A 26,385-nucleotide genomic window follows, 5' to 3' on the forward strand; every position below is an offset into this window, starting at 1 on the left:
CATGTCGAGTGAGCTGGCATTGCGCGGGACGTGACTCGGCCGAAGAGCGGTCACCGAGCACGGCACCCCCCTACCGCGCCCCGCTCCGGTCTCACCGTGATCCTGAGCCCTCCCCCGGATCGCATTGCGTGATGGACCGTTGCGGGTGGATGTACGACGGTATTGATGATTGAGACTGTATGGCAAGACCTGGAACGTGGTCCCACGTTTCACATGATTTGAGTAATCTGTGCGACCACATTCGGACTGCCTTATTCCCTGCCTCTAGATCGAATTCGACCCATCTGCTTGAGCAGTTTGTCGGCCGGTTCGAAGAATTCCGGTCGTGATTGCACAGTGTTCCGCAGTGCTCTGACCGGTGCGCGCCGCGCGAGGTGTCCGAACGCCACCGGGTGACGGAGCGCCACCCACCCCTCGGAGACGGTGAGATCACGGGTCTTGAGGGAGTCCTTGTACGCCTTCTGGCCGCGGCCGAGATCGAGGTACGCGATGCCGTCGGCCGCCGCGGCCTCGGCCATGCGCAGATGCAGGACCAGACCGGGCGAGTACTTGGCGAACGCCGGATCGTACGCGGGAAACCAGCAGGCGAGGATCCGTTCGGAGCGCAGCCCGAAGTGCGCGGCGATCGGCGCGCCCCCGGCGTAGAGGACCGAGAGCACCCCGGCGAACGAGTCGGAGCGGGTGTGGAAGAGCCGGCGCACGAGGTGGGCGATCCACGGGTGCGCGAAGCGGTCGCTGCGGCCGGTCCTGCGGTACTGCGCGGACTTCCAGCCCATCAGTGCGGCGAGGACCGCGGGGTCGCGCTCGTCGTGCACGTAGCGCACCGGGCCGTGATCGCGGCCGAGCCTGCGCTCCTTGGCCAGTGTGGTGCGAGTGAACTTCGGTGCGCGGGCGCGAAGTTGGCCTAGATAGGCGTCGTAGCCCCGGTCGACGTCCATGACGGGGGACGGGAACGAGCCGGACGCGCTCGCCTCGAACGGCGTCTGCCCGCCCACCAGGTGATCGAACTCCCACACGGAGAGGCCGCAGGCCCGCAGCAGGTCACGCGCGTCCCAGTCGAAGCCCGGCCGGTGGACCAGTCCCTGGCAGTCCGAGAGGCCGAGGCCGATGGCCCGGCCGACACCGGTGACGGACCGCTGGAACGGCAGGAACGCGGTCCGCTCGCTCTGCTCGCGCACGACGGCGATCCGGACCCCGCGCCGTTCGTGCCCGATCGCGAGTGCGAACTCGGGGGAGAGGAAGGGGTTGCCGAGCCCGGGTGAGCCGTCGAGGTGCGCCTTGGACTGCAGCGCGGCCCACGCCGCCCGGTCGGCCGCGGTGAGTTCGCCGGGACGGTGCACGGTGATGTTCACGTCAGGAGGTCCACGTCAGGAGGTCCGCCTCTTCGCCGCGCGGTGGCGCAGCCGCTGTCCCGCCATCAGCAGGAGGACGAGCGAGCTGAGTGCCGCGACCGCGACGACGCCTCCGCGCACCGACCACGCGTGCAGCGCCAGCATCCCCTGCGCGACGAGCAGGTTGACGGCCATCGCACCGGACACGGAGGCCACGGCCCGGCCCCACGGCGAGAGGGAGCGCAGCGCCGCGCCGATGGCGGCACCCGGCGCGGCGATGAGGAAGAAGAGGGTGAAGGGGCCGCGCAGCGGCGAGCTCAGGTCGACGAGCGCGAGCACCGCGCCGACCCCGCCCACGGCGACGGCCGCCCCGGCGAGCAGTGGCGGCAGGTCCTTCGCCGCGCCCTGTCCGGTCTGGCGCCCCGTGTCCGACGGCAGGGCCTTGATCCTGATGGTCTGCATTGGTGACTTTGCCCCCCGACGCACCGGATGCCGGGCCTCAATGTCGCGCAGTCCCCGGCGGCCCGTCAAGATGCGGAGGGAGTGTGCAGATGTTCCCCGCCACACCCTTCCGCGGTAGATGAACTTCCCACGTGGGAAAGGGAATTGTTGAGGAATTCATTGACATGGACACTATCGGCGGCCGGGGGAGCGGTGCTACCACGGTCGAGGCAGAAATCCTGCTAAGGGAGGTTCCATGAAATTGTCCCGAATCACGGCATACATGTCCTCGCTCCTCCTTGCGGCCGCCTTCGCGCTCACCGGCGCGGCAGCGGCTCACGCGGACCAGTCGGCCGACCGGAAGGCCGCAGCCACCGGCTACGTGGCCCTCGGCGACTCCTACTCCTCGGGTGTCGGCGCCGGCAGTTACGACGGCGGCAGCGGCAACTGCAAGCGCAGCACCCGCGCCTACCCCGCGCTGTGGGCTGCCGCCCACTCACCCTCGAGCTTCAACTTCACGGCTTGCTCGGGCGCTCGTACGGGTGATGTTCTGGCGAACCAGCTGGGCCCGCTCGGCAGCGGCACCGGGCTCGTGTCGATCTCCATCGGCGGCAACGACGCGGGCTTCGCCGACGTCATGACGACCTGCGTGCTGCAGTCCGAGAGCAACTGCGTCGCCCGCGTCAACCAGGCCCGCCAGTACGTGGACTCCACGCTCCCCGGCAACCTCGACAAGGTGTACGACGCGATCAGCGCGAAGGCACCCTCCGCCCGCGTCGTGGTGCTCGGCTATCCCCGCTTCTACAAGCTGAGCGGCAGCTGTCTCGCCGGCCTCTCCGAGCGCGAGCGGGCCGCCATCAACGACGCCTCCGACTACCTCAACACGGCCACCGCCAAGCGCGCCGCGGACCACGGCTTCGCGTTCGGCAACGTCACGGCGGCCTTCTCCGGGCACGAGATCTGCTCGGGCAGCCCCTGGCTGCACAGCGTGAACTGGACCAACATCGGCGAGTCCTACCACCCCACCGCCGCCGGCCAGTCCGGTGGCTACCTCCCCGTGTTCACCGCGGCGGCCTGACCTCCCCGGGATCCACCTACCCGTTCGGCGTGTAGGAGGCCCCGCCCGTCGGGGTCTCCTGCTCACAGGCCACCGTGTACGCGACCGAGTTCGACGTCGCCGACACCGGCTCGCGCACCTGGACGTGGACGGAGTTCTGATACGTCCCGCCGCCCTCGTCGTACGCGGTCTCCGCGTGATTCACCTGCCGGGTCTTCCCGCCGCCCGACGAGAAGGACAGCGTCTTCCAGCCCGGGTCGCCGGACTCGCCCGACGCCGTGACCCAGCGGTACTCGACCGTGGCGGGCACGCGCCCCACCGTGAACGTCGCGGCGAACGACGGCGCCTGACCGGCCGCCGGCGGGCACGCCCCCTCGTACTGCGTGTGGGCGCCCACGACGTGCACCTTCACGCTCTGAGCGGGCGGCTTGGTGCCGCCGCCGTTGCCGCCGTTTCCACTGTTCCCGCTGTTGCTGCCGTTGCCGCCGCCGTTGCCGCTGCTGCCACCGTTGCTGCCACCGTTGCTGCCGTTGCCTCCGCTGCCGCCGCCCGTGGAGCCGCCGTCGTCCTTCCCGCCCGTGGACCCGGCCGACCCGCCCCCGTCCTCGTCGCCGGTGGACCCGGTCGTCCCGGCGCCGTTGTTCTGGTTTCCTTCGGAGCCGCCGCCCCCGTCGTCGTCCCGGCCGACCAGGGCGTACGTGAGGCCGCCCAGGGCCAGCGCCAGCGCGACGAGCCCCGCCACCAGAGCGACCCTCGCACGGCGGTCCCGGCGCGGCTCGTCCGTCGGGGCGCCGACGACCGTGGCCGGTCCCGGCGGCGGAACGGGGAAGGGCGCGGGCGGCGTCGGCCCGGAGGGCGGCCGCTCGGACGTGGTCGTCGGCATGTAGGGGAACGCCGCCTCCGTGCGCGGGGTGCCGCCCCCGGCCACGATCCGCAGATCACGCTCGGCCTCGGCGGCCGACATCCGCTCGTCCGGATCCTTGCGGAGCAGCCCCTCGATGACCGACGTGAGAGGACCGGCGCGGCGGGCGGGCGGCAGCTCCTCGTCCACCACCGCGCGCAACGTGCTCAACGGCGTGTCCTGACGGAACGGCGAGGTGCCCTCCACCGCGGCGTACAGCAGCACGCCGAGCGACCACAGATCGGAAGCGGGCCCCGGACGCTGCCCCAACGCCCGCTCCGGCGCGAGGAATTCGGGCGACCCGACGACCTCACCGGTCATCGTCAGCGCCGAACTCCCCTCGACCAGCGCGATCCCGAAGTCCGTCAGGACGACGCGGCCGTCGTTCGCGATCAGTACGTTGCCGGGCTTCACGTCGCGGTGCAGGACACCGGCGTCGTGGGCGGCGCGCAGGGCGCCGAGGATCTCGGCGCCGATCTCGGCGGTCCGCTGCGGGGTCAGCGCGCCCTCGGCCTCCAGCACGTCGGAGAGCGACAGGCCGCGCACCAGCTCCATGACGATCCAGGGGCGGCCGTGCTCGGTCGCGACGTCGTAGACCGTCACCACGTTCCGGTGCGGGATGCGGGCGGCCGCCCAGGCCTCCCGCTCGAGGCGCGCGTACAACCGGTCGACCTCGGGCGCCGGGAGCCCGGCGGGGGCGCGCACCTCCTTGACGGCCACCTCGCGGCCGAGCACCTCGTCCCTGGCACGCCACACGGTGCCCATGCCGCCCTCGCCCAACGGGGCGAGGAGGCGGTACCGCCCCGCGATCACGCGCTCTGGCCGGCTCACGGGCGCCCCCATCCCTAGCGGTGCGATTCTCCACAAAAGTAGCTCAACCGAGCGCCGTTGCAGCCCCCTTGAACACCAATCCGCACCCAAGAGCGACAACCACGCAGGCCGAACCGAGCGGCAGGAACCGCCGGGTGTGCCGACGCACCCACTCCGACCCCACGCGCCGCCCCGCGAACGCCCCCACGCGTACGACGAGGAACCCGGCGGCCGTCAGCGCGGCGGCGAGCCCCACCCCGTACGCCACCACGAGCAGCAGCCCGAACCACGCCTCGCCGAGCGCGGCGGCGCCGACCAGCACCACGACGGCGGACGGACTCGGCACCAGACCCCCGGCGAAACCGAGGAAGAGCGTGCCCCGCAGGCCGGTACCGGGGGAGTGGTGGTGGGCGTGCGTGTGGTGGTGGCCGTGGTCGTGAGGGTGCGGGTGACCGTGCTCGTGGCCCGTCCCGCGCCGTCGCGGCCACGCCCTGCGCACGAGCAGCGCCCCCGCACCCGTGACGAGCAGCCCGCTGGCCATGCCGAGCCAGGCGACCACCGACGGACCCGCGGCGGAGCCTCCGCTCACCAGCAGACCGAGGGCGAGCACGCCCAGGGTGTGCGTGACGGTCACGGACGCGGCGAGCGGCAGCACGTCGCGTACGGAGGCACGGCCGCGCGCGGCGGCGGTGGCGGCCATGAGTGTCTTGCCGTGGCCCGGCGCGAGCGCGTGCAGGGCGCCGAGGAGCACGGCGGTGCCGAGGGCGAGTGCGGCGAAGGCCGGGGTGAGCGGATGCCGGCCGACCAGGCCGGTGAGGGCCCGCGCCCAGCGGTCGGCACCGCGGGGCAGCACGGAGGCCACGCCGCTCTCCCCCTCCCCGGGACGGGTGTCCGCGAGGGCGGGGCCGCCCCGGATGATCCGCAGCGACGCGGAGGCGGTGTCGGGCGGGGCGGAGAGCAGCCGCTTCGGGTAGCGGGTGAGCCGTTCCGACGCGGAGGTCCTCGGCACGTCGGAGCGGGTGAGGGTCGTCCGGTCGCCGCGGGCGGTGATCTCCCGCCAGCCGGTGCCGTCCCGCGCGCCGCTCCGGAACTCCACGGTCACCCCGTCCTCCCGCGGCAGCGGAGCGGTGAAGGTGCACTCCACGCGGAGGGTGTCGAGCCCCGCCTGTCCCGGCCGGACCCGGACCCGCGCGGCGCCCACCGTCAGCTCCGCGTCCCGTCCCGCCACAGTGACGCGGGTGTCGTCGGCCGCGCCCCGGCAGCGCTGCCCGGCCCAGCCGGCGCGGCCCGCCTCGCGGATGCGCGGAGCGGCCTGGGCGGCGGGGATCTCGGCGAGGTCCTCCACGTGGTCGACCGTCAGCCGCCCCGGCCCGGCGACGAGTCCGTCGTACCGGCTGACGGTGAAGTTGCCCAGCGGATGCGCGTGCGCGCCACCGCCGAGGCCGCCGAGCGCGACGGCCACCCCGAGCACCACACCGGCCCGGACCCCCCACAGCCCCCGGCGCCTCACGACCCGTCACCCCCGAGCGACCGCAGCGCCTCCCGCGCCTCGCGCGCACCCACCGGCGAGAAACCGGGGTTCAGGCGCAGCGCCGACGTCAGCGACCCGCGCGCCGCCTCCTCGTCCCCGACGGCCCGTTCGATCATCCCGCGGTGGTAGCGGAACGCCGCTTCCTTGAACCCCGTGGCCGTGGCGCGCCGCGCGTACCGCAGCGCCTCCTCGTCCCGTCCGTTCACGTGCAGCGCCCACCCCAGCGCGTCCGCCGTGTGAACCGTCCTGCGCCGCTCCCACTCGGCGCGCGCCGCCCGCAGCGCCACAGCCGCGTCCCCGTGGTCGGCCGCGGCGAGAGCCGTGTCCAGGTCGGGGTCGACCCCGTTCGCCCGGGCCAGCGCGGCCCACGCGTCCACGAGGCGGTACTGCTCACGGGCCCGCGCCGGCTCACCCTTCGCCTCGTACAGTTCGCCGAGCGCCACAACAGGACCCGGCAGCGGCTGCCGCCCGACGACCTCGCGCAGCCCGGCCACCGCCGACGCCGTCCCGCCCCGTGCCGCCCGCGCCCTGGCCCGGCACTCCAGGGCGGGCAGATACGTGGAGTCCGCCCGCAGCGCGGCCCCGCAGTGGCGCAGCGCGGCCCTGTACTCGCCCTGCCGCCACGCCAGTTGCCCGAGGGCGGTCGCCACGTACGCGACGTCGCCGGGCGCGGTCGCACCGTCGAGCGCCCGCTCCAGGACGCGCCGCGCGGTCGCCGTGTCGCCGCGCAGCTCCCGTACGTACGCGTACCGCGTGAAGACGGGGATGCCGGGCCGCCGCGCGTCCGCCTCGTCGGCCGCGCGGGACGCCGCGCCGTAGCGCCCGAGTTCGACGAGGGCGTCGATGCGGGTGGCCAGGGCCCGTTCGCCGTACGGGTTCTCGGCGAGGGCGGCTGTGACGTGGCGCAGGGCGCCGCGGAAGTCGTGCCGGGCGGCGGCGACGGCGGCGCGCCCCGCGAGCGCCGCGTCGTAGCCGGGGCGCAGCTCCAGCGAGCGGTCGAGGGCGCGGTCGGCGGCGCGGTAGAGGGCGGGGTCGCCGCGGGTGCGGGCCTGCTCGACGTAGGCCGTGCCGAGCGTGGCCCAGGACGTGAAGTCCTTCGGCCGGTCGCGCAGCCTGGTCCGGAGCGCCTCCACGCCCCGGTCCAGGTCGCCGCCGCGCAGACCGTCGAGCGGCGCCGCGGGTCCGGCCGCGGCGGGCGTGGACCGCCCCGCCCCGTCGTCACCCGCGCCACCGCTGACGACGACGGCGCCGGAGGTGAGCGCGAGGGCCAGCGCGACGACGGCCACGGCGCTCCGTACGGAGATGCGTGTCACGGAGAAGACCAATCGTTCGGAAGAGTGAAAGCAGAGACGGAGAGGGGGGAGGAGGCGCGGCCCGCAGGGGGATCAGGTGCGGACCGCGCCCGTTCAGGGAGGAGCTCGAAGAGCACCGGGCAGGGGCCCGGAGGGGCTCAGAAGACCCCGCCGGCACCCCGCCTCCTGGCCCGCCACCACGCGAGCCCGAGCCCGACGAGCAGCACACCCGCGGCCCCGGCCGCCGCGGAGGCGATCAGCACCGCGTCGGACGCGCCGGACCCGTCGGACGACGACGGGGCCTGGACCTTCGCCCCGCCCCCGAGCGCGCCGCGCATCGAGGTGTTGTCGCCGCCGCCCTTGGCCGCGGACGCGTGTGTCGGGGACGTGGGCAGCGCCAGGTACGGGAACGTCTTGCCGAACGCCCGGTCGTTCGCGTCCACCGCGTCGCCCAGGTCGTTCTTGGCGCCCACGAGTTCACCCGCGACGGCCTGCAGCTCGATGTCGACGACGTCGTCGGTGAGCCGCCGCCCGTTCGGGAATCCCGCGGTGTCCCCGTCGAGGACGCCGAGCCGTTTCGGGTCGGCCGACGGCTTGATGGAGGTGTTGAGCCGCAGGGCCTCCGCCGGGCGCACGCCGGGCGGCTGGTTGAGGTCCTTCACGCCGGTCAGGAAGACGGAGACCAGGTCCTTCCTGGGCTCGGCCGGCGCCTTGACGCCGTAGACCTTCTCCAGGAGCTTCGGCAGCTCGGGCTTCTGCACGTACGGCAGGAAGTCCGCGTCGTTCCACGGCGCGGACGCGTTGAACTTGTCCTTGTCGCGCAGCGGCACCACGAGCTCGTTGACCAGCGGGCTGCCGAGCCGCGACACCTGCGTGTAGTCGCCCTTGGCGTTCTCGCGCTGGGTCGTCGACCAGACCCCGACCGTCGGCTGCTTCTCCGACTGGCGTATGTCGGCGGTCGGTACCTGCAGCGCGACCGAGTTCACGCTGTACCCCTTGAGGGTGTCCTTGCCGACCTGCGAGAGGTCGCCGCCGTACAGCGAGTCGAAGACCTGCAGATCGAGGAAGAACGGGTCGTCGGCCTGTCCGACGTACGACGTGCCGCCCGCGACCTTCCGCACCGCCTGGTCGCGGAGCTTCTTGTAGTCGGGCATCGAGGCGTCGCCCACCCGCGACGGCGCGACCGGCAGGTCGTTCGCGAGCTTCTTGGTGGAGACGACCTTCTGGTCCTTCAGCTTCAGCAGGTCGATGTCGTACGACTGCGTGACGTTGAGGTCCGGGTCGTCGAGGCTGGTCACCTGGCCGGTGTTGTACAGGAAGGTGTTGCCGTTCTTGACCTTGCTGTCGAACGTCCAGCGGTAGACCAGATCGCCCTGCGCGTCGCCGTCGCTGTCGATGTGGATGTCGTACTGGGCGTCCTCCGGGAAGGGGTAGAAGGTGGGCCCGCCCGCGGGCTCCTCGAACGGGGTCCAGTTCGCCACGAGGGTCGTGGTGTCCGGCTTGTCGGGGCTGACGAACGCGTACACGTCCGTGTTGTCGTACTGCGGCTGACCCGAGATCAGCGGGGCCTCCCGGTGGCTGGAGGCCCGCGCGGAGCCCGGCTCCAGCGCACTCACCCCGGCGGCTGCGAGCCCCCCGGCGGCGAGTGCGCCGCAGACCAGCGCGGCGAGGCCGCGAGGCCCCTGCCGGCTCCTGGCATGTGCTGTCATCGCATCCGTCCTTGAGTGTCCGATGAACCTGGCCCGACCCGGCCGACTGGTGCGCACGGGTCGACTGACACAGCCCATTCGGGGCCGCCGCACCGGCGGATTGGCGCGGGTTTCCATCCGTCGCGGCCCCCGCGCCGAATGCCGGGGCAGTCGCACGAGCGGCGTCGGGCGTCGGGGGGCGGGGGAGCGGATGGAAGCGGACGAGTTGCTGCCGCGGGTCGCGAAGGGGGACCAGGAGGCGTTCGAGGAGCTGTACGGCCTGGTGTCGGGGCAGGTCTTCGGCCTCGTCCGCAGAGTCCTGCGCGACCGCGCGCAGTCCGAGGAGGTGACCCAGGAGGTGTTCGTCGAACTCTGGCGCTCCGCTCCCCGGTTCGACCCGGCGCGCGGCCGTGCCCTGCCGTGGATCCTCACGCTGGCCCACCGCAGGGCGGTGGACCGGGTGCGCAGCGTGCGGGCCGCGACCGAGCGGGAGGCGCGTGCGGCGCGGCGCGGCGAGGGCCCCGCGTTCGACCAGGTCGCCGAGGCGGTCGAGGCGCGTCTGGAGCGCGAGTGGGTGCGCGGCTGTCTCGGCAGCCTCACCGATCTGCAGCGTCAGACGGTCGTGCTCGCCTATTACGACGGCTGCACCTACCGCGAGGTGGCCCGGCGCCTCTCCGTGCCGCTCGGCACGGTCAAGACCCGGATGCGCGACGGGCTGCTGCGGCTGCGGGACTGCCTGGAGGCCGTCCGGTGAGACCGCCCGGTGACGGGGGCCGAGGGGGCCGAGGGGGTGGGAAGCCCGCCGTACGCCTGGCGTGCGCGGCCTCCGCCCCGGCGCCGCACGCCCTGCGGGAACGGGGGCGGGCTGCCGTACGCCGAACGCCCCGGGACGGCACCGACCGGTGTGCGTGCCCGAGCCGGTCCCCGCTCCCCGCTTCCGTCACCGCGGCGCGCCGCGGGAGGCGGAACCCGCACGTGAGATAGCCCACGTCCCGGTCCTCCGTCATGCGGCGGGCGGCCGGGCCCCGCCCGCCCGGGCGGGGCGATCGGGCGCCCTCCGACCCGTTGTCGAACCCTTTGTCCAACTCGCCCTGGAATCAGTTGGATTCGGAGAGTAATCGTCAACCTCCTTACGGGGTAGGTGAATCCTGTGACCGGGATACACGCGTGTACCGATGGGGCGATAGGGTTAACCTGCCCTGGGCCGGGTGCCCTCGTACGGGTGGGGAGTGACATGGAACAGATAACAGTGCGCAGCAGGGCGCGTGTCCCTGCGATCACTTGTGGCAGCAGCGCGAGCAGTTCGCGTCTCGACCGTCACCTCTCGGTGCTGGGCGGCCCCGCCGTCCCGCAGCGCGAGGCACACGAGGCGACGCTGCTGATGCGTGAGCTGACCTCACGTGACGCCGCGCACGCCCGCAGCAGCAGGGGTGTCCGAGTGAGCCGTGTCTCGCTCTTCGCGCCACTGCGCCGGTTGCGGCGTTCGCTGTTCGGCGGACGCTGACCGCGGGTGGTCCCCGGGACTGAACCGCCGCTCCGCGGCGGATCTTTCCCCCCACTCCGCTCCGCTCCGTAGTCACCCATCACCCCCGCACGCATCACCCGTGCCGCGTGCACCCGTCACACCGAAAAGTTTCAGCCAGAACCGCATCGACCGCCGGGCCGAAAGGTCCAAACTCCCCCGGTCGGTGCGGTTTTGCCGTACTTGGGTTCGGGAGGCTAGAGCAGGGCGAACTGGCCGTCCGGGCCCTCTTCGTGGTGGTCGAGGACGGATGCGGGGCGCCGCGCGGTGTCGGGTACGGGCAGGATGCCCGCGTCGTGCAGCTCGTCCCCGGTGACCGCGGCGCGCAGGGACGCCGCAAGCTCCGCCTGCGCGGGGGCGAGCTCCGCCATCAGTGCAAGCACCGTGATGAGTTCGAGGAGTTCGGACGTCCACGGCTGGGGCCACGTCGTGGGGCGGATCGCCTCCAGCGTGCCCGCCTCGCCCGTCTCCGTGCGCAGCGCGAACCAGCGCTCGACGACGCGCACCCCGCTCACCTCGTACTCCCACGCCTCCCGCGGCACCGGCGAGATGATGCCCTCGTCGCCGACGTACAGGATCGCCTCGGCAGCGTCGTACGACAGGGCGGCGGGCCGGGCGGGCAGCGGTGCCCGGACGTACGGCCTGCGGCCGCCGGGCAGCTTCGGGCGCTCGCCGTTGCCGCGCAGCTGGAGCCAGAGCAGCCGTCGGCCGAGCTCCACGCCCCGCGTCCAGGCGTCGGCGTCACGGGTGAGCGGCACCCGGCAGCCCGCCGCGGAGCCGGTGCCGACGGCCAGGACCCACGCCAGCAGGTCGCGCGCGGAGACGTCCTGGCCGAGGACGTCCGACAGGTGGGCGAGCAGGCCCGGGGCCACGTTGGGCTCGTGGCCCCCGGGCCGCCGGAACAGCGGCCGTATCCGTCCCGGCCGCCCCGCGGGGGAGCGGCCGTCCGGCAGCACTCCGGACGCGAGGACGGCGGGTCCCGCCGCCCCGGGAACGTAGCCCTGCTCGACGGCGAAGAGCTGGCCCTCGCCCGCCACCCGCCACAGCTCGGGGCGGGCGACGTCGATGAGGCGGTGGTCGGGGATCAGCCACTGCTCGTCGAAGGGGCCGTGCAGGACGCGCACGGGCTCGGGGCAGGGACCCGTCTCCCTGGCCAGGCGGCCCGTCGCGCCGCCGTGGCCGGGCAATTGGGCGACCGGGGTGTGCAGGGTGCGGGCGCGGGTGGGGCGGAAGAGGGTCTCGCGGTCCGGTCCCTCGGCACGGACGAAGGCGTTCCAACGTGCCTGCAGGGAAGCCGGGTCCGGGCCCATCGGCCACCCACGGCCCGGCCGGAGCGGTGCGACGGACCACGGCATGAGGTCCGCGAGCAGCGGCGCTTCGTCGTGCGTCACGCCCGGCATCGTACGACGTGTCCGCCCGGTCCCGTCACGTCGCGTCGAGCGTGACCGAGAACGAGAAGCGGTCCCCGCGGTAGTGGATGCGGGCCACGTCCAGCGTGCGGCCCTCCTCGTCGTACGTGACGCCGGTGTAGTGCAGGATCGGGCTGAGCAGCGGCACTTCGAGGAGGCGCGCGGTCTCCGGGTCGGCGAGCGTGGCCTCGACGGTGTCGGTGATGCGGCTGATGCGGACGCCCACCACGTCGCGCAGGACCTTCGTCATGGGCCAGCGCACGAGGTCGTCCAGGTCGATGCGGGACGCCAGTTCGGGCCGGACGTAGTTGCGGGCGTGGTTGGTGGGCTCGCCCGTCTTCTCGTCGCAGCGCAGCCGGTGGTACGTCGCGACCTCCGCCGAGCCGGGGAAGTGCCCGGCGAGGTCGGCGGGGGGCAGGGCGGCGCCGTGGTCGAGGAGGCGGGTGGTCATGCCCGACTGCTGGGCCACGATCGCGTCGACCGAGCCGAGCAGACGGACGGGGGTGCCGCGCCGCGCGCTCGGCTCGATGAACGTGCCGCGCCGCCGGTGGCGGGTGATCAGCCCCTCGTCCTCCAGCTCCTTGAGCGCCTGTCGCATGGTCAGCACGCTCACCCCGTAATGCCCCGCCAGCTGCTCCTCGGTGGGCAGCCGGAGCGGGGCATCGGGGGAGCGGCCCAGTATCGAGGCGCGCAGGGACTGCGACACCTGGTACCAGAGCGGCAGCTTCCGATTCAGGACGATCGAGTCCGGGGCGAAAGCGGTCACAATCTCTCCGAATCAGGTGGTGTCGCGTCAGTTGCGGAAGTGACGCTCCAGACCCTGCCATACGTCGTCGTAGCCGCGCTGCAGGTGGGACGCCCCTGCCGCCTGTTCCGTCGCCGTCACCGGCCACCGCGTCTCGAACATGAAGGCCAGGCCGTCGTCGATCTTCTGCGGTTTCAGCTCGGCGGCGGACGCCTTCTCGAACGTCTCGCGGTCCGGGCCGTGCGCCGACATCATGTTGTGCAGGGAACCGCCGCCGGGGACAAAACCCTCCGCCTTCGCGTCGTACGCGCCCTCGATCAGGCCCATGTACTCGCTCATCACGTTCCGGTGGAAGTACGGCGGACGGAAGGTGTCCTCGCCCACCAGCCAGCGCGGCGCGAACACCACGAAGTCGACGCCCGCGAGGCCCGGGGTGTCGGACGGCGAGGTGAGCACGGTGAAGATCGACGGGTCCGGGTGGTCGTAGCTGATCGAGCCGATCACGTTGAAGCGGTGCAGGTCGTAGACGTACGGCACGTGGTTGCCGTGCCAGGCGACCACGTCGAGAGGCGAGTGGTCGTACGTGGCCCGCCACAGGTTGCCGCAGAACTTGTTCACCACCTCCACCGGGCCCTCGACGTCCTCGTACGCCGCGACGGGCGCCCGGAAGTCGCGCGCGTTGGCGAGCCCGTTGGCGCCGATCGGGCCGAGGTCGGGGAGCTGGAACGGGGCGCCGTAGTTCTCGCACACGTACCCGCGGGCGCTCGCGTCGAGGAGCTCCACGCGGAAGCGGACGCCGCGCGGGATCAGCGCGACCTCGCCCGGCTCGGCGTGCAGCAGCCCGAACTCGGTGCGCAGGAGCAGCCCGCCGTGCTCGGGCACGATGAGCAGCTCGCCGTCGGCGTCGCTGAACACCCGGTCCCGCATCGAGGCGTTGGCGTGGTACAGGTGAATGCCCATGCCGGTGCGCTGCGTCGCGTCGCCGTTGCCGCCCAGCGTCCACAGGCCCGCCAGGAAGTCCGTGCCGGGCGCAGGCTCGGGGAGCGGGTTCCAGCGCAGCCGGTTCGGGTCGGGCACCGACTCCGTGAACGGGGCCGTGCGGAGCGCGCCGGTGTCGGCGCGCGTGAACCGCGGGTGCGCGGCCGAGGGCCGGATGCGGTACAGCCACGAGCGGCGGTTGTGCGCGCGGGGCTCGGTGAAGGCGCTGCCGCTCAGCTGCTCGGCGTAGAGACCGAGGGGAGCGCGCTGCGGGGAGTTGCGGCCGTGCGGCAGTGCGCCGGGCACGGCTTCGGAGCTGTGTTCGTTGCCGAAGCCGGAGAGGTAGGTGAGCCCCTCGGCGGTCTTGCGTGCGTCGTACGCGTCCGTCCCGTGCGCATCCGTCCGGCCCGCATCCCTGCGGCCCGCATCCGTCCGGTCCGCGTTGCCTGCGTGGTCCCCGCTCATCACACCGCTCCCTCATCAGTGATTCCTATGGGACACCGTAGGATTCGCGTTTTCCTTCCGCAAGAGGAAGCGGGAATGTGAGCGGTGCTCTACTCTCCCGGCATGCCCCACCCGAACCCGCCCCAGGACCCGTCGCAGGAACCGATCCGGGACTCGCCGCGGGACCCGCGTCCCGGCCCTCGGCCCCCGTCCTCCATGCGCCGCCTCCCCGTACAGGAGCGCAGCGCGGAGCGTCTGACGCGGATCCTCGACGCCTGCGCCGCCGTCCTGGACGAGACCGGCTACGACGGCCTCACCACCCGCGCCGTCGCCCAGCGCGCCGGCGTCCCCATCGGCTCGGTCTACCGCTTCTTCGGCAACAAGCGGGCGCTCACGGACGCGCTGGCCCACCGCAACCTCGACGCGTACGCGGAACGGGTGGCCGCCCGCGTGACCGGCATCGAGCACGGCGACTGGCGCGGCGCCGTCGACGCGGCCTTCGACGAGTACCTGGTGATGATGCGCACCGTCCCCGGCTTCGGCCTCGTGGACTTCGGCGTCCCCTCCGCGCCGGACGCGATGCCGGACGCCAACTCGCAGGTCGCCGACCGGGTGGCCGCCCTCCTCGCCCTCCACCTGAACCGCCCGCTCGACGCGGCCCTGCGCCGCACCATCCTCGTCGGCGTCGAAGCGGTCGACGCGGTACTCCAACTCGCCTTCCGAGCCGACCCGTCCGGGAACCCGGCACTCGTCGACGAGGCACGGATCCTGCTGCACGCCTACTTCGCGCGGTCCCTGAACTGAGCGCCACCGGCATCCGGCCGTGACCAGGAGTTTTGCGCTTATTGCTCGCGCGTCAACATCTTGTTAACGCTGGATGGCGGGTCCTAACGTCGTCCGGACCGCCAGACCTGGTGGGAGTTCGATGGTGAACGTTAGGTAGCCCCCATGCTGACAATCCTCGGATTCGTCATGATCGCCACCTTCCTGGTGCTGATCATGATGAAGAAGATGTCGCCGATCGCGGCACTGGTGCTGATCCCCGCGCTCTTCTGCGTGTTCGTAGGAAAGGGAGCCCATCTCGGGGACTACGTCCTCGAAGGCGTCGGCAATCTCGCGCCCACGGCGGCCATGCTCATGTTCGCCATCGTGTACTTCGGCGTCATGATCGACGTCGGTCTCTTCGACCCGATCGTCCGGGGCATCCTGCGCTTCTGCAAGGCGGACCCGGTGCGCATCGTGGTCGGCACCGCCGTGCTCGCCGCGATCGTCTCCCTCGACGGCGACGGCTCGACCACCTTCATGATCACGGTCTCGGCGATGTATCCGCTGTACAAGCGCCTCAAGATGAGCCTCGTCGTGATGACGGGTGTCGCCGCCACCGCCAACGGCGTCATGAACACCCTGCCCTGGGGCGGCCCGACCGCCCGCGCCGCGACCGCGCTCAAGGTCGACGCCTCCGACATCTTCGTGCCGATGATCCCGGCGCTCGCCATGGGCCTTGTCGCCGTCTTCCTCCTCGCGTACGCACTGGGTCTGCGCGAGCGCAAGCGGCTCGGCATCCTCTCGCTCGACGAGGTCCTGGAGAAGGAGACCGCCGACGAGACGGTTCTCGTCGGCGCCGGGGGCGACGGCGACGGCCGTACGTCCCTCACGAAGGCGACCACCGGGGGCGCGGGCGACGGCACCGGTGCGGCCGCACCGGAGAGCGAGGGCGACGACGACGGGTTCCAGGGGCTCGACCCCCACCGGCCCACCCTGCGCCCCAAGCTCTACTGGTTCAACGCGGCCCTCACCGTCCTGCTGCTCACCGCCATGATCATGGAGTGGCTGCCGATCCCGGTCCTCTTCCTGCTGGGCGCCGCGCTCGCCCTCACCGTCAACTTCCCGCACATGCCCGACCAGAAGGCCCGCATCGGAGCCCACGCCGAGAACGTCCTCAACGTCACGGGCATGGTCTTCGCGGCCGCCGTCTTCACCGGCGTGCTCCAGGGCACCGGCATGGTCGACCACATGGCCGACTGGCTCGTCGACGCCATCCCCGAGGGCATGGGGCCGCAGATGGGCCTGGTCACCGGGCTGCTCTCCATCCCGCTCACCTACTTCATGTCCAACGACGGCTTCTACTTCGGCGTCCTGCCGGTCCTCGCCGAGGCGGGCCAGGCGCACGGCGTCAGCACCCTGGAGATCGCCCGCGCCTCCATCGCGGGCCAGGCCCTCCACATGTCGAGCCCGCTCGTGCCCGCCGTGTACGTCCTCGTCGGCATGGCCAAGGTCGAGTTCGGCGACCACACCAAGTTCACCGTCAAATGGGCCGTGCTCACCTCGCTCGTCGTGCTCGGCGCCGGAATCCTCTTCGGCATCATCTGATGCCCGACGCGTCGTCCGGGCCCGGTGGCAGGGGCTGGCTGCTCCGTCTCGTCATCGCCTTCAGCTTCGCGCAGGGGGCGGTGTCGATGGCGCGGCCCGCCGTCTCCTACCGGGCCCTCGCGCTGGGCGCCGACGAGCGGGCCGTCGGCGTCATCGCGGGCGTCTACGCCCTGCTTCCGCTCTTCGCCGCCGTACCGCTCGGGCGCAGGACGGACCACGGCCGGTGCGCGCCGCTGCTGCCCGTCGGCGTCGTCCTGATAGCCGGCGGCTGCGCCCTCAGCGGCACCGCGGGCTCGCTCACCGCGATGGCGGCCTGGAGCGGCGTGATGGGGCTCGGCCACCTCTGCTTCGTGATCGGCGCGCAGTCGATCGTCGCCCGGCAGTCCGCGCCCGCCGAACAGGACCGCAACTTCGGCCACTTCACCATCGGTGCCTCGCTCGGCCAGCTGATCGGACCGATCGCCGCCGGAGCGCTGATCGGCGGCGACATGGACCGCACCAGCGCGCTCGCCCTGGTCGTTTCGGCGGCGGTCGCCGCGGTCTCCCTCACCTCGCTGTGGCGCATCGAGCACGAGCGGCCGAAGTCCTCCGCACCGGCGCGTGCCGAGCGCGTACCGGTCCTCGGCATCCTGCGCACCCGGGGCGTACCCGCGGGCATCTTCATCAGCCTCGCCGTGCTCTCCGCGACGGACATCCTCACCGCGTACCTGCCGGTGGTCGGCGAGCACCGGGGCATCGCTCCCGCCACGGTGGGGCTGCTCCTGTCCCTGCGGGCCGCGGCGACCATCGCCTGCCGTCTGGTGATGACACCGCTGATCCGGCTCCTGGGCAGGGCGGTGCTGCTGACCACCACCTGCCTCGTCGCCGGGCTGCTCTGCGCGGGCATCGCGCTGCCCCTGCCGGTGTGGGGCCTCGCTCTGGTGCTCGCGGTGCTCGGCTTCTGTCTCGGCGTCGGCCAGCCGCTCTCCATGACGACCGTCGTCCAGGCCGCGCCGGACGGCGCGCGCTCCACGGCGCTCGCGCTGCGGCTCACCGGCAACCGGCTCGGGCAGGTCGCCGCGCCCGCCGCGGCGGGCCTGATCGCGGGTGTCGCGGGCGTGGCGGCCCCGTTCGTGATGCTGGGCGGGCTGCTGTTCGCCGCGGCGGCGCTCGGCGTACGGAAGCGCCCCGGAGGCGCCGAAAGCCTCCGGGGCACAACCGGCCGTGCCGAGCGGAAGGTTACTGAACGATCTTGAGCAGCTTGTTGGGCGAACCCGAGCCGGGGCTGGTCACCACGTTCGGCGTGGCACCGTTCACCAGCGCGGAGGAGACCTGCGCCGGCGTGGCCGAGGTGTGACCGGCCAGGTAGACCGCCGCGGCGCCCGCGACGTGCGGGGTGGCCATCGACGTGCCGGAGATGGTGTTGGTCGCCGTGTCGCCGGTGTTCCAGCCCGCCTTGATGTTCACGCCGGGCGCGAAGATGTCCAGGACCGAGCCGTAGTTGGAGAAGCTGGCCCGAGCGTCCGTGTTGCTGGTGGCGCCCACCGTGATGGCCTCGGGGACGCGGGCGGGCGACGTGTTGGCCGCGTTGGTGTTGGCGTTGCCCGCCGCGACCGCGTAGGAGACGCCGTCGGCGACGGACTTCTTCACCGCGTTGTCGAGCGTGGTGGACGCGCCGCCGCCGAGCGACATGTTGGCCACGGCGGGGGCGCCCGCGGCGTGGTTGCTCGTCACCCAGTCGATGCCCGCGACGACACCGGCGGTGGTGCCGGAGCCGTTGTTGTCGAGGACGCGGACGGCCACGATCTTGGCCTTCTTGGCCACGCCGTACGTCTTGCCCGCGATGGTCGTGGCGACGTGCGTGCCGTGGCCGTTGCCGTCCTGGGCGGTGTTGTCGCCGTCGACCGCGTCGTAGCCGTTCACCGCGCGGCCGCTGATCTCGGAGTGCGTGATCCGCACGCCGGTGTCGATGACGTACGCGGTGACGCCGGTCCCGGCGCTGTCCGGGTAGGTGTAGGTGCCGGACAGCGGCAGCTTGGCCTGGTCGATGCGGTCCAGGCCCCAGGGGGCGTTGGACTGGGTCGCATCGACGTGGAGTCTCCGGTTCTGCTCGACCGAGGCGACGGCGGGGTCGGCGGCCAGTCTCCGTGCCTCCGCCGCGCTCAGCTTCGCGGAGTAGCCGTTGAGCGCGGACTTGAAGGTCTTCTGCACCGAGCCGCCGTACTCGGCTATGAGGTCCTTGCCCTGGCTCGTGGCGGCCTTGAGGCCGGAGCCCTCCTTCAGCGTGACGAGGTAGCTGCCCTTGACCGCGTCGGCGGAACCCGCCGCGATCACGTGACCCTCGGCCGGGGCGGCCTGGGCGGGCAGGGTGGTGACCGCACCGAGGACGGCGGCGGCGGTGGCGGTCGAGATCGCGGCGGCGATCACAGTCTTCTTGCTGCGAAGCATGGCCATTACGAGGGAGTCCTCCTCATAGGCGGCGTGCCCGGGGTGGGGCGACGCGACTGTGGGGGGTGCGCGCGGAATCGCACACACAGATGGGAGCGGTGTGTGCCGCTCCCGTCGCGATCAGTAGCGTGGCCGCTCCGCCCGTAAGGAGCAAGAGAGTTGACGCCTTGTCATGCCACTTTCATGTTTCTGAAATCGAATACGCGCCGAATGGGTGGGGTGTGTCCGGAAAACAGATCGCGGCGAGACGGGGTGCGTGTGCCACGCGCGCACCCCGCGACGTCCGCTGAGCGAACAAATCCCTGGTCGGAGGCCTTGCGCGGTTCTTAAGGCGGCCTGGAACCGGGCTCGGCGAGGGCTGGATTCCACCACCGGGCGCGCCCCGGCCGGGCCCGTCGGCGCGCGTCAAGCGGAATGGTGCCGGGCGGCAATCGGGGGGCTCAAGCGGAAGGGCGCGGCGCTGCCTGGAGCAGGGCGCGGGTGCCCTTCGTACAGGACTCCCGCAGGGCGTCGTACTCCGCGGCCGTCAGCTGCCTCCGTGCGGAGCCGCGGCGGCTGTGGTCGAGTCGGTCGCACGCGTCCTTCAGCCAGCGCGGGTCCGCCTCGACCCCGACGAACGCGGCGAGCCGGGCGAGTTCGTCGCGCGGGGCGTCGAGCAGGTCCTCGTACCCGAGCGTCATGCGTTGGCCCTCCGGCACGTCATCGAGGAAACGTACGCCCTCGACGACGAGTTCGGACCACAGGTCGCCGAACGGCCGCACCGGGAAGGCGCGGTCCCGTACGAGAGCGGGATCGAAGCGTTCGTCGAGCAGCGGCGCGAGCTCCGGCGGCAGGGAGCGCACCTGCTCCTCCGTGAGGTCGCCGAGGCTCTCGACGCCCGTGCGCTCCGCGATCTCCCGCATCAGTGTGATCACGCGGTACCCGGAGTGGCGGCTCATGGACAGCGCGCAGTCGGGACCGTCCCGGAAGAGGTGCACGAACTTCGCGTACGGGAAGGCGGCCCGCAGCCCCGGCGCCCAGCCCGTCGAGTAGCCGGAGCGCTCCACGACGGCGGCACGGCCGAACCGTGCGGCGAGCAGGTCGAAGAGCGCCTCGTGGTGCGCGGCGGCGGCGCGGACGGGCCACTCGACGACCGCCGCGCGGACCTCGTCGAGCAGACCGTCGGGGTCGTCCGTGAGGTGGGGCAGCACCATGAGGGAGAGGGCGGGGATGCCGGTGGTCTCCGGGGCGTACCGGCCGCCGGGCGTGCGGGTGTAGAGGAACTCCGGCATCGGCACCCCGCTGCGGAGCATGCCCGCGAAGTACGGGGTGGGCCGGAAGAGGGGCTCCCAGAACTCCGCGCCCGACAGGACGCCTTCGGGGAAGGCCGCCTCGCCGACCGAGGCCATGTACTCGTTGAGGCTCAGCACGTCGGGGTGGCTGTTGAGGATGCGGGACAGCGCGGTGGAGCCGCTGCGGCCGGTGCCGATGACGAAGGTCAGGTTGCGCAAGGTCACTCTCCGGGGCGCGTCGCGGGTGTGCCGGACCGGCCGTGCCGGTTCGGCCGGGTATGTCGTCCCTGTGTACCTCAGCACAGCCCGGTGCCCCGCACCAGATTCCCCTGGTGCCAGAAAACTATCAGCGCTAGTTTGTATGCGGTCGTCTACCTGGAGGAATGCCATGAAGGCCCACGACGGGATGTACATCGACGGCGCCTGGCGGCCGGCCGCGGGCACCGACACCATCACGGTCCTGAACCCCGCCGACGAACAGCCCGTCGGCCGGGTCCCGGCCGGCACCGCGGAGGACATCGACGCCGCGGTCCGTGCCGCCCGCGCCGCCCTGCCCGGCTGGGCCGCCACCCCGCCCGCCGAACGCGCCGCCCTGATCGGGGCGCTCCGCGACCGCCTCGTCGCCCGCAAGGACGAGGTCGCCGAGACCGTCACCGCCGAGCTGGGCGCGCCGCTGCCGTTCTCGCAGGCCGTGCACGCGGGCGTGCCGATCCTGGTCTCCGGTTCGTATGCCGAGCTCGCCGCGACGCACCCCTTCGAGGAGCGGGTCGGCAACTCCACCGTCTATCTGGAGCCGGTCGGCGTGGTCGGCGCGATCACCCCCTGGAACTATCCCCTCCACCAGATCGTCAACAAGGTGGCCCCCGCGCTCGCCGCGGGCTGCACGGTCGTGCTCAAGCCCGCCGAGGACACCCCCCTCACCGCCCAGCTCTTCGCCGAGGCGGTGGACGAGGCGGGCGTGCCCGCGGGCGTGTTCAACCTCGTCACCGGCCTCGGCCCGGTCGCGGGTCAGGCCCTCGCCGAGCACGAGGGCGTCGACCTCGTCTCGTTCACCGGGTCGACGGCGGTCGGCAAACAGATCGGCGCCACCGCGGGCGCGGCCGTCAAGCGCGTCGCCCTGGAGCTCGGCGGCAAGTCCGCCAACGTCATCCTGCCCAGTGCGGACCTCGCCAAGGCCGTCAACGTGGGCGTCGCCAACGTCATGTCCAACTCCGGCCAGACGTGCAGCGCGTGGACCCGCATGCTGGTGCACACCGACCGGTACGACGAGGCGGTGGAGCTCGCCGCGGCCGCCGCCGCCAAGTACGGCGACCGCATCGGCCCCGTCGTCAACGCCAAGCAGCAGGCGCGCGTGCGCGGCTACATCGAGAAGGGCGTCGAGGAGGGCGCCCGGATCGTCGCGGGCGGCCCCGAGGCACCCGAGGGCAAGGACAAGGGCTACTTCGTGCAGCCCACCGTCTTCGCCGACGTCACGCCCGAGATGACCATCGCCCAGGAGGAGATCTTCGGCCCGGTGGTCTCGATCATCCGGTACGAGGACGAGGACGACGCCCTGCGCATCGCCAACGGCACCGTGTACGGGCTCGCGGGCGCGGTGTGGGCGGCCGACGACGCGGAGGCCGTGGCGTTCGCCCGCCGCATGGACACCGGCCAGGTCGACGTCAACGGCGGCAGCTTCAACCCCCTCGCCCCCTTCGGCGGGTACAAGCAGTCGGGCGTCGGCCGGGAACTGGGCGCGCACGGCCTGACGGAGTACCTCCAGACCAAGTCCCTGCAGTTCTGACCGTTCGGCCCGAGTTCGAGACCTTCCGAAGGAGTACGTGAACGTGGTTCGCGCCGCCATCCTCCCCGCCGTCGGCTCCCCGCTGGAGATCGCCGAGATCGACCTGCCGGAGCCGGGCCCGGGCCAGGTCCGGGTGCGCCTCGCGGCCGCCGGGGTCTGCCACTCCGACCTGTCCCTGTCCAACGGCACGATGCGGGTACCGGTGCCCGCGGTCCTCGGCCACGAGGGGGCGGGCACCGTGGTCTCCGTCGGCGAGGGCGTCACGCACGTCGCGCCCGGCGACGGGGTCGTCCTCAACTGGGCGCCGTCCTGCGGCGGTTGCCATCCGTGCTCGCTCGGCGAGGTGTGGCTGTGCGTGAACGCCCTCGCGGGCGCCGCCGACGTCTACGCCAAGCGGCCGGACGGCACGGACCTGCACCCCGGCCTGAACGTCGCCGCGTTCGCCGAGGAGACGGTGGTCGCCGCCAACTGCGTCCTGCCGGTGCCGGACGGCGTCCCGCTCACCGACGCGGCGCTGCTCGGCTGCGCCGTCCTGACCGGGTACGGCGCCGTGCACCACTCGGCGCGGGTCCGCGAGGGCGAGAGCGTCGCGGTGTTCGGCGTCGGCGGGGTTGGCCTCGCCACGTTGCAGGCGGCGCGGATCGCGGGCGCCGGGCGGATCGTCGCCGTCGACGTCTCCCCGGAGAAGGAGGAGCTGGCCCGCTCGGCCGGCGCCACGGACTACGTGGTCGCCTCGGAGACGACGGCCCGTGACATCCGCAAGCTCACCGGCGGCCAGGGCGTCGACGTGGCGGTGGAGTGCGTGGGCCGCGCGGTGACGATCCGCACGGCCTGGGAGTCGACGCGGCGCGGGGGACGCACCACGGTCGTCGGCATCGGAGGCAAGGACCAGCAGGTCACCTTCAACGCCCTGGAGCTCTTCCACTGGGGCAGGACCCTGTCCGGCTGCGTGTACGGCAACTGCGACCCGACGGTGGACCTGCCGGTGCTCGCCGAACACATCAGGGCGGGCCGCCTGGACCTGGACGTCCTGGTGACCGACCGCATCGGACTCGACGGCATCCCCGCGGCGTTCGAGAACATGCTCGCGGGCAAGGGCGGCCGGGCGCTGGTGGTCTTCTGACCGGACCCGGCTCCTGACCGGACCGGGTTCCTGACCGGCCCCTGTTCCTGACCGGCCCCTGTTCCTGACTAGTCCCCGTCCGCCGGACCGGTCAGCCGGGGAAAGGACTTGGCCGCCGCCAGGAACACGAACGTCGTCAGGACGAACGGCCAGGTGAAGGCGTGGCCGCCGGACGGTGCGAAGAGGGCCGAGACCGCGGGTCCGAGCGCCGTCGCGGCGGCGGCTCCCACGAGTGCGTACGTGAGGGTCGCCGCCCGCGCCGGCAGGAAGACGCCGCACAGCGCGAGGGCCACGAGCACGGCGTTGTAGCCCATCGTGCCGTCGGCGATCCGGGCCGCCGGCGCGCCGAGGGCCCACGCGGTCGCGACCCCCACGGCGTTGCCGAGGCATGCGACGGCGGCCGTGCGGGGGCCCGCGACGAGGAGGCCGAGCAGCAGCAGGGCGCCCACGTACCACTGGGGCATGAAGAAGATCTGGGCGAAACCGGCGAGGAACCCCCGGGCGAGCTCGCCCGGTTCGACGGCGGTCGTGCCCGACGCGGGCAGCGGGAGGGCGGCCACGCCCTGCCCGGTGTGCCAGAGCCGTCCGAAGCCGGGCGCGGCGATGGTCACCGCGGTGGCGAGCAGGCAGTACGGGAGCGTGAGCGAGGGCAGGCCCCAGACGCCGAGCACCCGGACCACGGCCGCGGTCACGACCGTGACGACCACGCAGCCCGCGACCGTGAGCAGCGCCGTCGACAGGTGGGCCGCGCCGAGGAAGACCGCGAAACAGAGCGCCGTCAGGCAGGCGTTGAAACCCTCGAGTCCGGCCGAGACGCGGTCGCGGTCCACGCCGAGGAGCCGTGCGGTGGCCGTTCCCACGGCGGTGCCGGCCAGGCCGTAGACCCCGTACTCCCAGCCCGCCGCGCAGAGCGCGACGCCGAAGACGGCGCCGGTGAGGGCGTTCGGCAGGAAGGTGACCTGGCCCTGGCCGCGCAGCACCTGCGCCGCGAAGACCCTGACGCGGGCCGGTGGGGCCGCCCGCACCCCGCTGTCGCCCGAGTGTCCCGGCCCCCCGACCGGACCACCGGCGTCCAGCGCGTCCATCGCGTGCCCCACGGCCACCCCCACGTCCCTCAACCGTCCGACGTCTCCCGTCCGACGAGACGGATGCAGGTTACATCTACCGGGCCGCTTCGAACCATGTCATCAGCACGTCGTTGTCGAACGCCTCACGGGCCGTCACGCGGAACCGCGTGGGGTCGAACTTCCCGCCGAAGACGGGGATCCCGGCCCCCGCGACGACGGGGTAGCTCTTGACGATCAGCTCGTCGAGTTCGGGGAGCAGCGCGGCCGCGACCCGGCCGCCGCCGCACAGCCAGATGTCCTGCCCCGGCTGCCGCTTGAGGTCGCGGACCAGGGCGAGCGGATCACCGGCGACGGTCACCGCCGGGTCGGGGGAGGCGCCGAGCGAGTTCGACAGCACGAACTGGCGCAGGTGCGCGTACGGACTCGGGGTGCCGTGGGCCAGCGCCTGCCGGTACGTTCCGTGGCCCATCAGGACCGTGTCGAAGCGGAGGTTGGCGGCGTCCGCGAGGCCGACGTGGGGGCGCAGGGCGGTGGGGACGGTCTCGGGGTAGCGGGCGTTGACCCGGGCGGCGTAGTCGGCGGCCCGGTCCGCGTCGCCCACGGGGTAGAAGTCGAACTCGCCCGCGGGGCCCGCGATGTATCCGTCGACGGAAGCGCCGATGTAGTAGACCAGCTTGCGCATACGGTTACTCCCCCTGTAGTACTCATGTTGTAGTGGTTGGAACGTAGTACTGCGAATGGAGTGGTGTCAATGGTGCGCAGGAATGACGGGCGGCGGGCGGCCCTGGTCGACGCCGCCATCGAGGTGCTGGCCAGGGAGGGTGCCCGCGGGCTGACCTTCCGGGCCGTGGACACCGAGGCGGGCGTGCCCACCGGGACCGCGTCCAACTACTTCGGCAACCGCGACGACCTGCTCACCCAGGCGGGCGCCCGGGTCTACGAACGCCTCACGCCCGACGAGGCGGAGGTCGAGCGGCAGCGTACGGCCAAGCCCGACAAGGAGACCTACGTCGCGCTGATGCGTGACGTCGTCGGCCGCGTCAGCGGCTTCCGTACGGGCTATCTGGCGCTGCTCGAACTCCGTCTGGAGGCCACCCGGCGCCCGGAGCTCCGTGCCGTCCTCACCGAGCGCGTCCGGGCCGACCTGGAGGCGAACCTCTCGTACCACGAGTCCTCGGGACTCCCCGGCGACGCCACCGCCGTCAAGCTGCTCTACCTCGCCTTCAACTGGCTCATCGTCGAGCAGCTCACCCTGCCCGACGTCCTCTCGGACGCCGAGCGCGACGCTCTCGTCGCGGCCGCCGTGGAGCGCATCGTCACGGAGTGACGCGGTCCCCGAAGCCGTCGATGCCGAGGTGCGCGGCGAAGGCCCGCGCCCCGGCGGGGGTGACCCGCACGGCCCGCTCCGAACCGATCCGCTCGCACCAGCCCGCGGTCAGCGCGTGCCCGCACAGCGCCGCGCCCGCGACCCCGGCGAGATGCGGCTTGCGCTCCGTCCAGTCCAGGCAGGACCGCGCCAGCGGACGGCGCCCGCCGCGCGCCAGCTCGATCCCCAACCCCTCGAACCACGCCACGCCCTCGTCGGTCAGGGCGAACCCGGTGTCCTGCCGCAGCAGCCCCCGCTCCGTCATCGCCCCGGTGATGGTGATCCCGAGGCGTCCCGCCAGGTGGTCGTAGCAGGTGCGGCCCCGCGCCATCGCCCCCGCGGCGCCCGCCTCGCGCAGCGTGCGCGGCCGGACCTCGGTCCCGGGTGCCGCGTGGGCGGCGAGGTCCTCGACGAGCTGGGCGACCCGCGCGTCGGCGAGGCGCACGTAGCGGTGCCTGCCCTGGCGGGCCTCGGTGAGCAGGCCGCCGGCGACGAGCCGGCCCAGGTGTTCGCTGGCGGTCGAGGGCGCGACGCCCGCGTGCCGGGCCAGTTCGCCGGCCGTCCAGGCCCGCCCGTCGAGCAGCGCGAGCAGGCAGGCCGCCCGCGTCTCGTCCGCGAAGAGCCCGGCGAGGGAGGCGAGGGCGGGGGCGGTGGCGGACGTGGTGGCGGAGGCGGTGGCGTTCTTCGTGGGGCCCGGCTTCATGTCTCCAGGGTGCGCCCTCCACGGTTCGGCGCGCACCGAACCGTGCGGTACGTCGAGAGCGCGCCGAACCGTGCGGTACGTCGAGAGCGCGCCGAACCGTGCGATACGTCGAGAGCGCACCGAACC

At 72.8% G+C, this 26,385-nt stretch carries 23 protein-coding genes; 9 read left to right on the forward strand and 14 right to left on the reverse strand.

Features of this window, described 5'->3' with window-relative positions; all coding sequences use genetic code 11:
* Positions 1-251 precede the first annotated feature (251 nt).
* On the reverse strand, positions 252-1,352 hold the full coding sequence (locus AC07DO_RS24545) for a GNAT family N-acetyltransferase (RefSeq protein WP_479062632.1): 1,101 nt from the start codon (positions 1,350-1,352) through the stop codon (positions 252-254).
* 15 nt (positions 1,353-1,367) lie between these two features.
* Positions 1,368-1,793: a hypothetical protein gene (locus AC07DO_RS24550; protein WP_479062634.1), complete on the reverse strand. Its 426-nt coding sequence runs from the start codon at positions 1,791-1,793 to the stop codon at positions 1,368-1,370.
* Positions 1,794-2,028: 235 nt separating this feature from the next.
* On the opposite strand from AC07DO_RS24550, the gene AC07DO_RS24555 reads away from it, so the two are divergent.
* Entirely contained in the window at positions 2,029-2,850 is an 822-nt protein-coding gene (locus AC07DO_RS24555) for an SGNH/GDSL hydrolase family protein (protein ID WP_479062635.1), read from the forward strand.
* A 16-nt stretch (positions 2,851-2,866) separates the two neighbouring features.
* Here the strand turns inward: AC07DO_RS24555 and AC07DO_RS24560 are convergent, their stop codons facing one another.
* The 4 genes from AC07DO_RS24560 to AC07DO_RS24575 all read right to left on the reverse strand — a co-directional run bounded on the left by AC07DO_RS24560 (position 2,867) and on the right by AC07DO_RS24575 (position 9,072).
* Entirely contained in the window at positions 2,867-4,573 is a 1,707-nt protein-coding gene (locus tag AC07DO_RS24560) for a serine/threonine-protein kinase (protein ID WP_479062637.1), read from the reverse strand.
* A gap of 31 nt (positions 4,574-4,604) precedes the next feature.
* Positions 4,605-6,050, reverse strand: a complete 1,446-nt coding sequence (locus AC07DO_RS24565; protein WP_479062639.1) for a nickel transporter — start codon at positions 6,048-6,050, stop codon at positions 4,605-4,607.
* Entirely contained in the window at positions 6,047-7,384 is a 1,338-nt protein-coding gene (locus AC07DO_RS24570; RefSeq protein WP_479062640.1) for a tetratricopeptide repeat protein, read from the reverse strand. Before AC07DO_RS24570 ends, AC07DO_RS24565 begins: the two co-directional genes overlap by 4 nt.
* A gap of 137 nt (positions 7,385-7,521) precedes the next feature.
* On the reverse strand, positions 7,522-9,072 hold the full coding sequence (locus AC07DO_RS24575; protein WP_479062641.1) for a DUF4331 domain-containing protein: 1,551 nt from the start codon (positions 9,070-9,072) through the stop codon (positions 7,522-7,524).
* A 190-nt stretch (positions 9,073-9,262) separates the two neighbouring features.
* Between AC07DO_RS24575 and sigK the strand changes: the two genes are divergently transcribed.
* Together sigK and AC07DO_RS24585 are read left to right on the forward strand one after the other, a co-directional pair.
* Positions 9,263-9,805, forward strand: a complete 543-nt coding sequence (sigK, locus tag AC07DO_RS24580) for an ECF RNA polymerase sigma factor SigK (RefSeq protein ID WP_479062642.1) — start codon at positions 9,263-9,265, stop codon at positions 9,803-9,805.
* 480 nt (positions 9,806-10,285) lie between these two features.
* The gene (locus AC07DO_RS24585; RefSeq protein WP_268770344.1) at positions 10,286-10,555 is read left to right on the forward strand and encodes a hypothetical protein; all 270 of its coding nucleotides are present in this window, start codon (positions 10,286-10,288) and stop codon (positions 10,553-10,555) included.
* Positions 10,556-10,770: 215 nt separating this feature from the next.
* Here AC07DO_RS24585 and AC07DO_RS24590 read toward each other — a convergent pair whose 3' ends face one another.
* From AC07DO_RS24590 to hmgA, 3 genes are read right to left on the reverse strand one after another with little or no spacing between them, the layout of a single operon-like run.
* Positions 10,771-11,973 (reverse strand): type ISP restriction/modification enzyme, encoded by a 1,203-nt coding sequence (locus tag AC07DO_RS24590; RefSeq protein ID WP_479062644.1) that lies wholly within the window; start codon positions 11,971-11,973, stop codon positions 10,771-10,773.
* Between the two features lie 25 nt (positions 11,974-11,998).
* Positions 11,999-12,748, reverse strand: coding sequence for a GntR family transcriptional regulator (locus AC07DO_RS24595; protein ID WP_479062646.1), 750 nt, complete (start codon positions 12,746-12,748; stop codon positions 11,999-12,001).
* Positions 12,749-12,775: 27 nt separating this feature from the next.
* Positions 12,776-14,170, reverse strand: coding sequence for a homogentisate 1,2-dioxygenase (gene hmgA / locus AC07DO_RS24600; protein WP_479062648.1), 1,395 nt, complete (start codon positions 14,168-14,170; stop codon positions 12,776-12,778).
* A 195-nt stretch (positions 14,171-14,365) separates the two neighbouring features.
* On the opposite strand from hmgA, the gene AC07DO_RS24605 reads away from it, so the two are divergent.
* The 3 genes from AC07DO_RS24605 (at position 14,366) to AC07DO_RS24615 (ending at position 17,754) form a co-directional block, all read left to right on the forward strand.
* The gene (locus AC07DO_RS24605; RefSeq protein WP_479063240.1) at positions 14,366-14,953 is read left to right on the forward strand and encodes a TetR/AcrR family transcriptional regulator; all 588 of its coding nucleotides are present in this window, start codon (positions 14,366-14,368) and stop codon (positions 14,951-14,953) included.
* A 144-nt stretch (positions 14,954-15,097) separates the two neighbouring features.
* The gene (locus AC07DO_RS24610; protein WP_479062649.1) at positions 15,098-16,519 is read left to right on the forward strand and encodes a CitMHS family transporter; all 1,422 of its coding nucleotides are present in this window, start codon (positions 15,098-15,100) and stop codon (positions 16,517-16,519) included.
* A complete protein-coding gene (locus AC07DO_RS24615; protein WP_479062651.1) occupies positions 16,519-17,754 on the forward strand; it encodes an MFS transporter in 1,236 nt (411 codons plus the stop codon). The genes AC07DO_RS24610 and AC07DO_RS24615 overlap by 1 nt, the downstream gene beginning before the upstream one ends.
* On the opposite strand, the gene AC07DO_RS24620 is transcribed toward AC07DO_RS24615, so the two are convergent.
* Both AC07DO_RS24620 and AC07DO_RS24625 read right to left on the reverse strand, forming a co-directional pair.
* On the reverse strand, positions 17,738-18,952 hold the full coding sequence (locus tag AC07DO_RS24620; protein ID WP_479062653.1) for a S8 family peptidase: 1,215 nt from the start codon (positions 18,950-18,952) through the stop codon (positions 17,738-17,740). The two genes, AC07DO_RS24615 and AC07DO_RS24620, sit on opposite strands and share 17 nt — an antisense overlap.
* Positions 18,953-19,386: 434 nt before the next feature.
* A complete protein-coding gene (locus AC07DO_RS24625) occupies positions 19,387-20,442 on the reverse strand; it encodes a sulfotransferase (RefSeq protein ID WP_479062654.1) in 1,056 nt (351 codons plus the stop codon).
* A gap of 163 nt (positions 20,443-20,605) precedes the next feature.
* Here AC07DO_RS24625 and AC07DO_RS24630 point away from each other — a divergent pair, with 163 nt between their 5' ends.
* On the forward strand, positions 20,606-22,000 hold the full coding sequence (locus AC07DO_RS24630) for an aldehyde dehydrogenase family protein (protein WP_479062656.1): 1,395 nt from the start codon (positions 20,606-20,608) through the stop codon (positions 21,998-22,000).
* 43 nt (positions 22,001-22,043) lie between these two features.
* Positions 22,044-23,123 carry a Zn-dependent alcohol dehydrogenase gene (locus AC07DO_RS24635; RefSeq protein WP_479063241.1) on the forward strand — a complete coding sequence of 360 codons (1,080 nt, stop codon included), beginning with the start codon at positions 22,044-22,046 and terminating at the stop codon, positions 23,121-23,123.
* Positions 23,124-23,191: 68 nt separating this feature from the next.
* On the opposite strand, the gene AC07DO_RS24640 is transcribed toward AC07DO_RS24635, so the two are convergent.
* Both AC07DO_RS24640 and AC07DO_RS24645 read right to left on the reverse strand, forming a co-directional pair.
* Complete coding sequence (locus AC07DO_RS24640) at positions 23,192-24,226, reverse strand: urea transporter (RefSeq protein WP_479062658.1); 1,035 nt, start codon at positions 24,224-24,226, stop codon at positions 23,192-23,194.
* Positions 24,227-24,284: 58 nt separating this feature from the next.
* Positions 24,285-24,872, reverse strand: coding sequence for a dihydrofolate reductase family protein (locus tag AC07DO_RS24645; RefSeq protein WP_479062659.1), 588 nt, complete (start codon positions 24,870-24,872; stop codon positions 24,285-24,287).
* A gap of 69 nt (positions 24,873-24,941) precedes the next feature.
* Here AC07DO_RS24645 and AC07DO_RS24650 point away from each other — a divergent pair, with 69 nt between their 5' ends.
* Entirely contained in the window at positions 24,942-25,517 is a 576-nt protein-coding gene (locus tag AC07DO_RS24650) for a TetR/AcrR family transcriptional regulator (protein ID WP_479062660.1), read from the forward strand.
* On the opposite strand, the gene AC07DO_RS24655 is transcribed toward AC07DO_RS24650, so the two are convergent.
* Positions 25,507-26,259: an ArsR/SmtB family transcription factor gene (locus AC07DO_RS24655; RefSeq protein WP_479062661.1), complete on the reverse strand. Its 753-nt coding sequence runs from the start codon at positions 26,257-26,259 to the stop codon at positions 25,507-25,509. The genes AC07DO_RS24650 and AC07DO_RS24655 overlap by 11 nt on opposite strands.
* Between the last annotated feature and the right edge of the window lie 126 nt (positions 26,260-26,385).

Source organism: Streptomyces sp. NPDC045678, from assembly GCF_056432085.1.

Bases quoted from the DNA above. Each gene is read 5' to 3' on its own strand.
- AC07DO_RS24655 (WP_479062661.1), bottom strand. From the start codon at position 26,259: ATGAAGCCGGGCCCCACGAAGAACGCCACCGCCTCCGCCACCACGTCC.
- AC07DO_RS24615 (WP_479062651.1), top strand. From the start codon at position 16,519: ATGCCCGACGCGTCGTCCGGGCCCGGTGGCAGGGGCTGGCTGCTCCGT.
- AC07DO_RS24575 (WP_479062641.1), bottom strand. From the start codon at position 9,072: ATGACAGCACATGCCAGGAGCCGGCAGGGGCCTCGCGGCCTCGCCGCG.
- AC07DO_RS24590 (WP_479062644.1), bottom strand. From the start codon at position 11,973: ATGCCGGGCGTGACGCACGACGAAGCGCCGCTGCTCGCGGACCTCATG.
- hmgA (WP_479062648.1), bottom strand. From the start codon at position 14,170: ATGAGCGGGGACCACGCAGGCAACGCGGACCGGACGGATGCGGGCCGC.
- AC07DO_RS24630 (WP_479062656.1), top strand. From the start codon at position 20,606: ATGAAGGCCCACGACGGGATGTACATCGACGGCGCCTGGCGGCCGGCC.
- AC07DO_RS24550 (WP_479062634.1), bottom strand. From the start codon at position 1,793: ATGCAGACCATCAGGATCAAGGCCCTGCCGTCGGACACGGGGCGCCAG.
- AC07DO_RS24585 (WP_268770344.1), top strand. From the start codon at position 10,286: ATGGAACAGATAACAGTGCGCAGCAGGGCGCGTGTCCCTGCGATCACT.
- AC07DO_RS24560 (WP_479062637.1), bottom strand. From the start codon at position 4,573: ATGGGGGCGCCCGTGAGCCGGCCAGAGCGCGTGATCGCGGGGCGGTAC.
- AC07DO_RS24555 (WP_479062635.1), top strand. From the start codon at position 2,029: ATGAAATTGTCCCGAATCACGGCATACATGTCCTCGCTCCTCCTTGCG.
- sigK (WP_479062642.1), top strand. From the start codon at position 9,263: ATGGAAGCGGACGAGTTGCTGCCGCGGGTCGCGAAGGGGGACCAGGAG.
- AC07DO_RS24605 (WP_479063240.1), top strand. From the start codon at position 14,366: ATGCGCCGCCTCCCCGTACAGGAGCGCAGCGCGGAGCGTCTGACGCGG.
- AC07DO_RS24650 (WP_479062660.1), top strand. From the start codon at position 24,942: ATGGTGCGCAGGAATGACGGGCGGCGGGCGGCCCTGGTCGACGCCGCC.
- AC07DO_RS24645 (WP_479062659.1), bottom strand. From the start codon at position 24,872: ATGCGCAAGCTGGTCTACTACATCGGCGCTTCCGTCGACGGATACATC.
- AC07DO_RS24620 (WP_479062653.1), bottom strand. From the start codon at position 18,952: ATGGCCATGCTTCGCAGCAAGAAGACTGTGATCGCCGCCGCGATCTCG.
- AC07DO_RS24610 (WP_479062649.1), top strand. From the start codon at position 15,098: ATGCTGACAATCCTCGGATTCGTCATGATCGCCACCTTCCTGGTGCTG.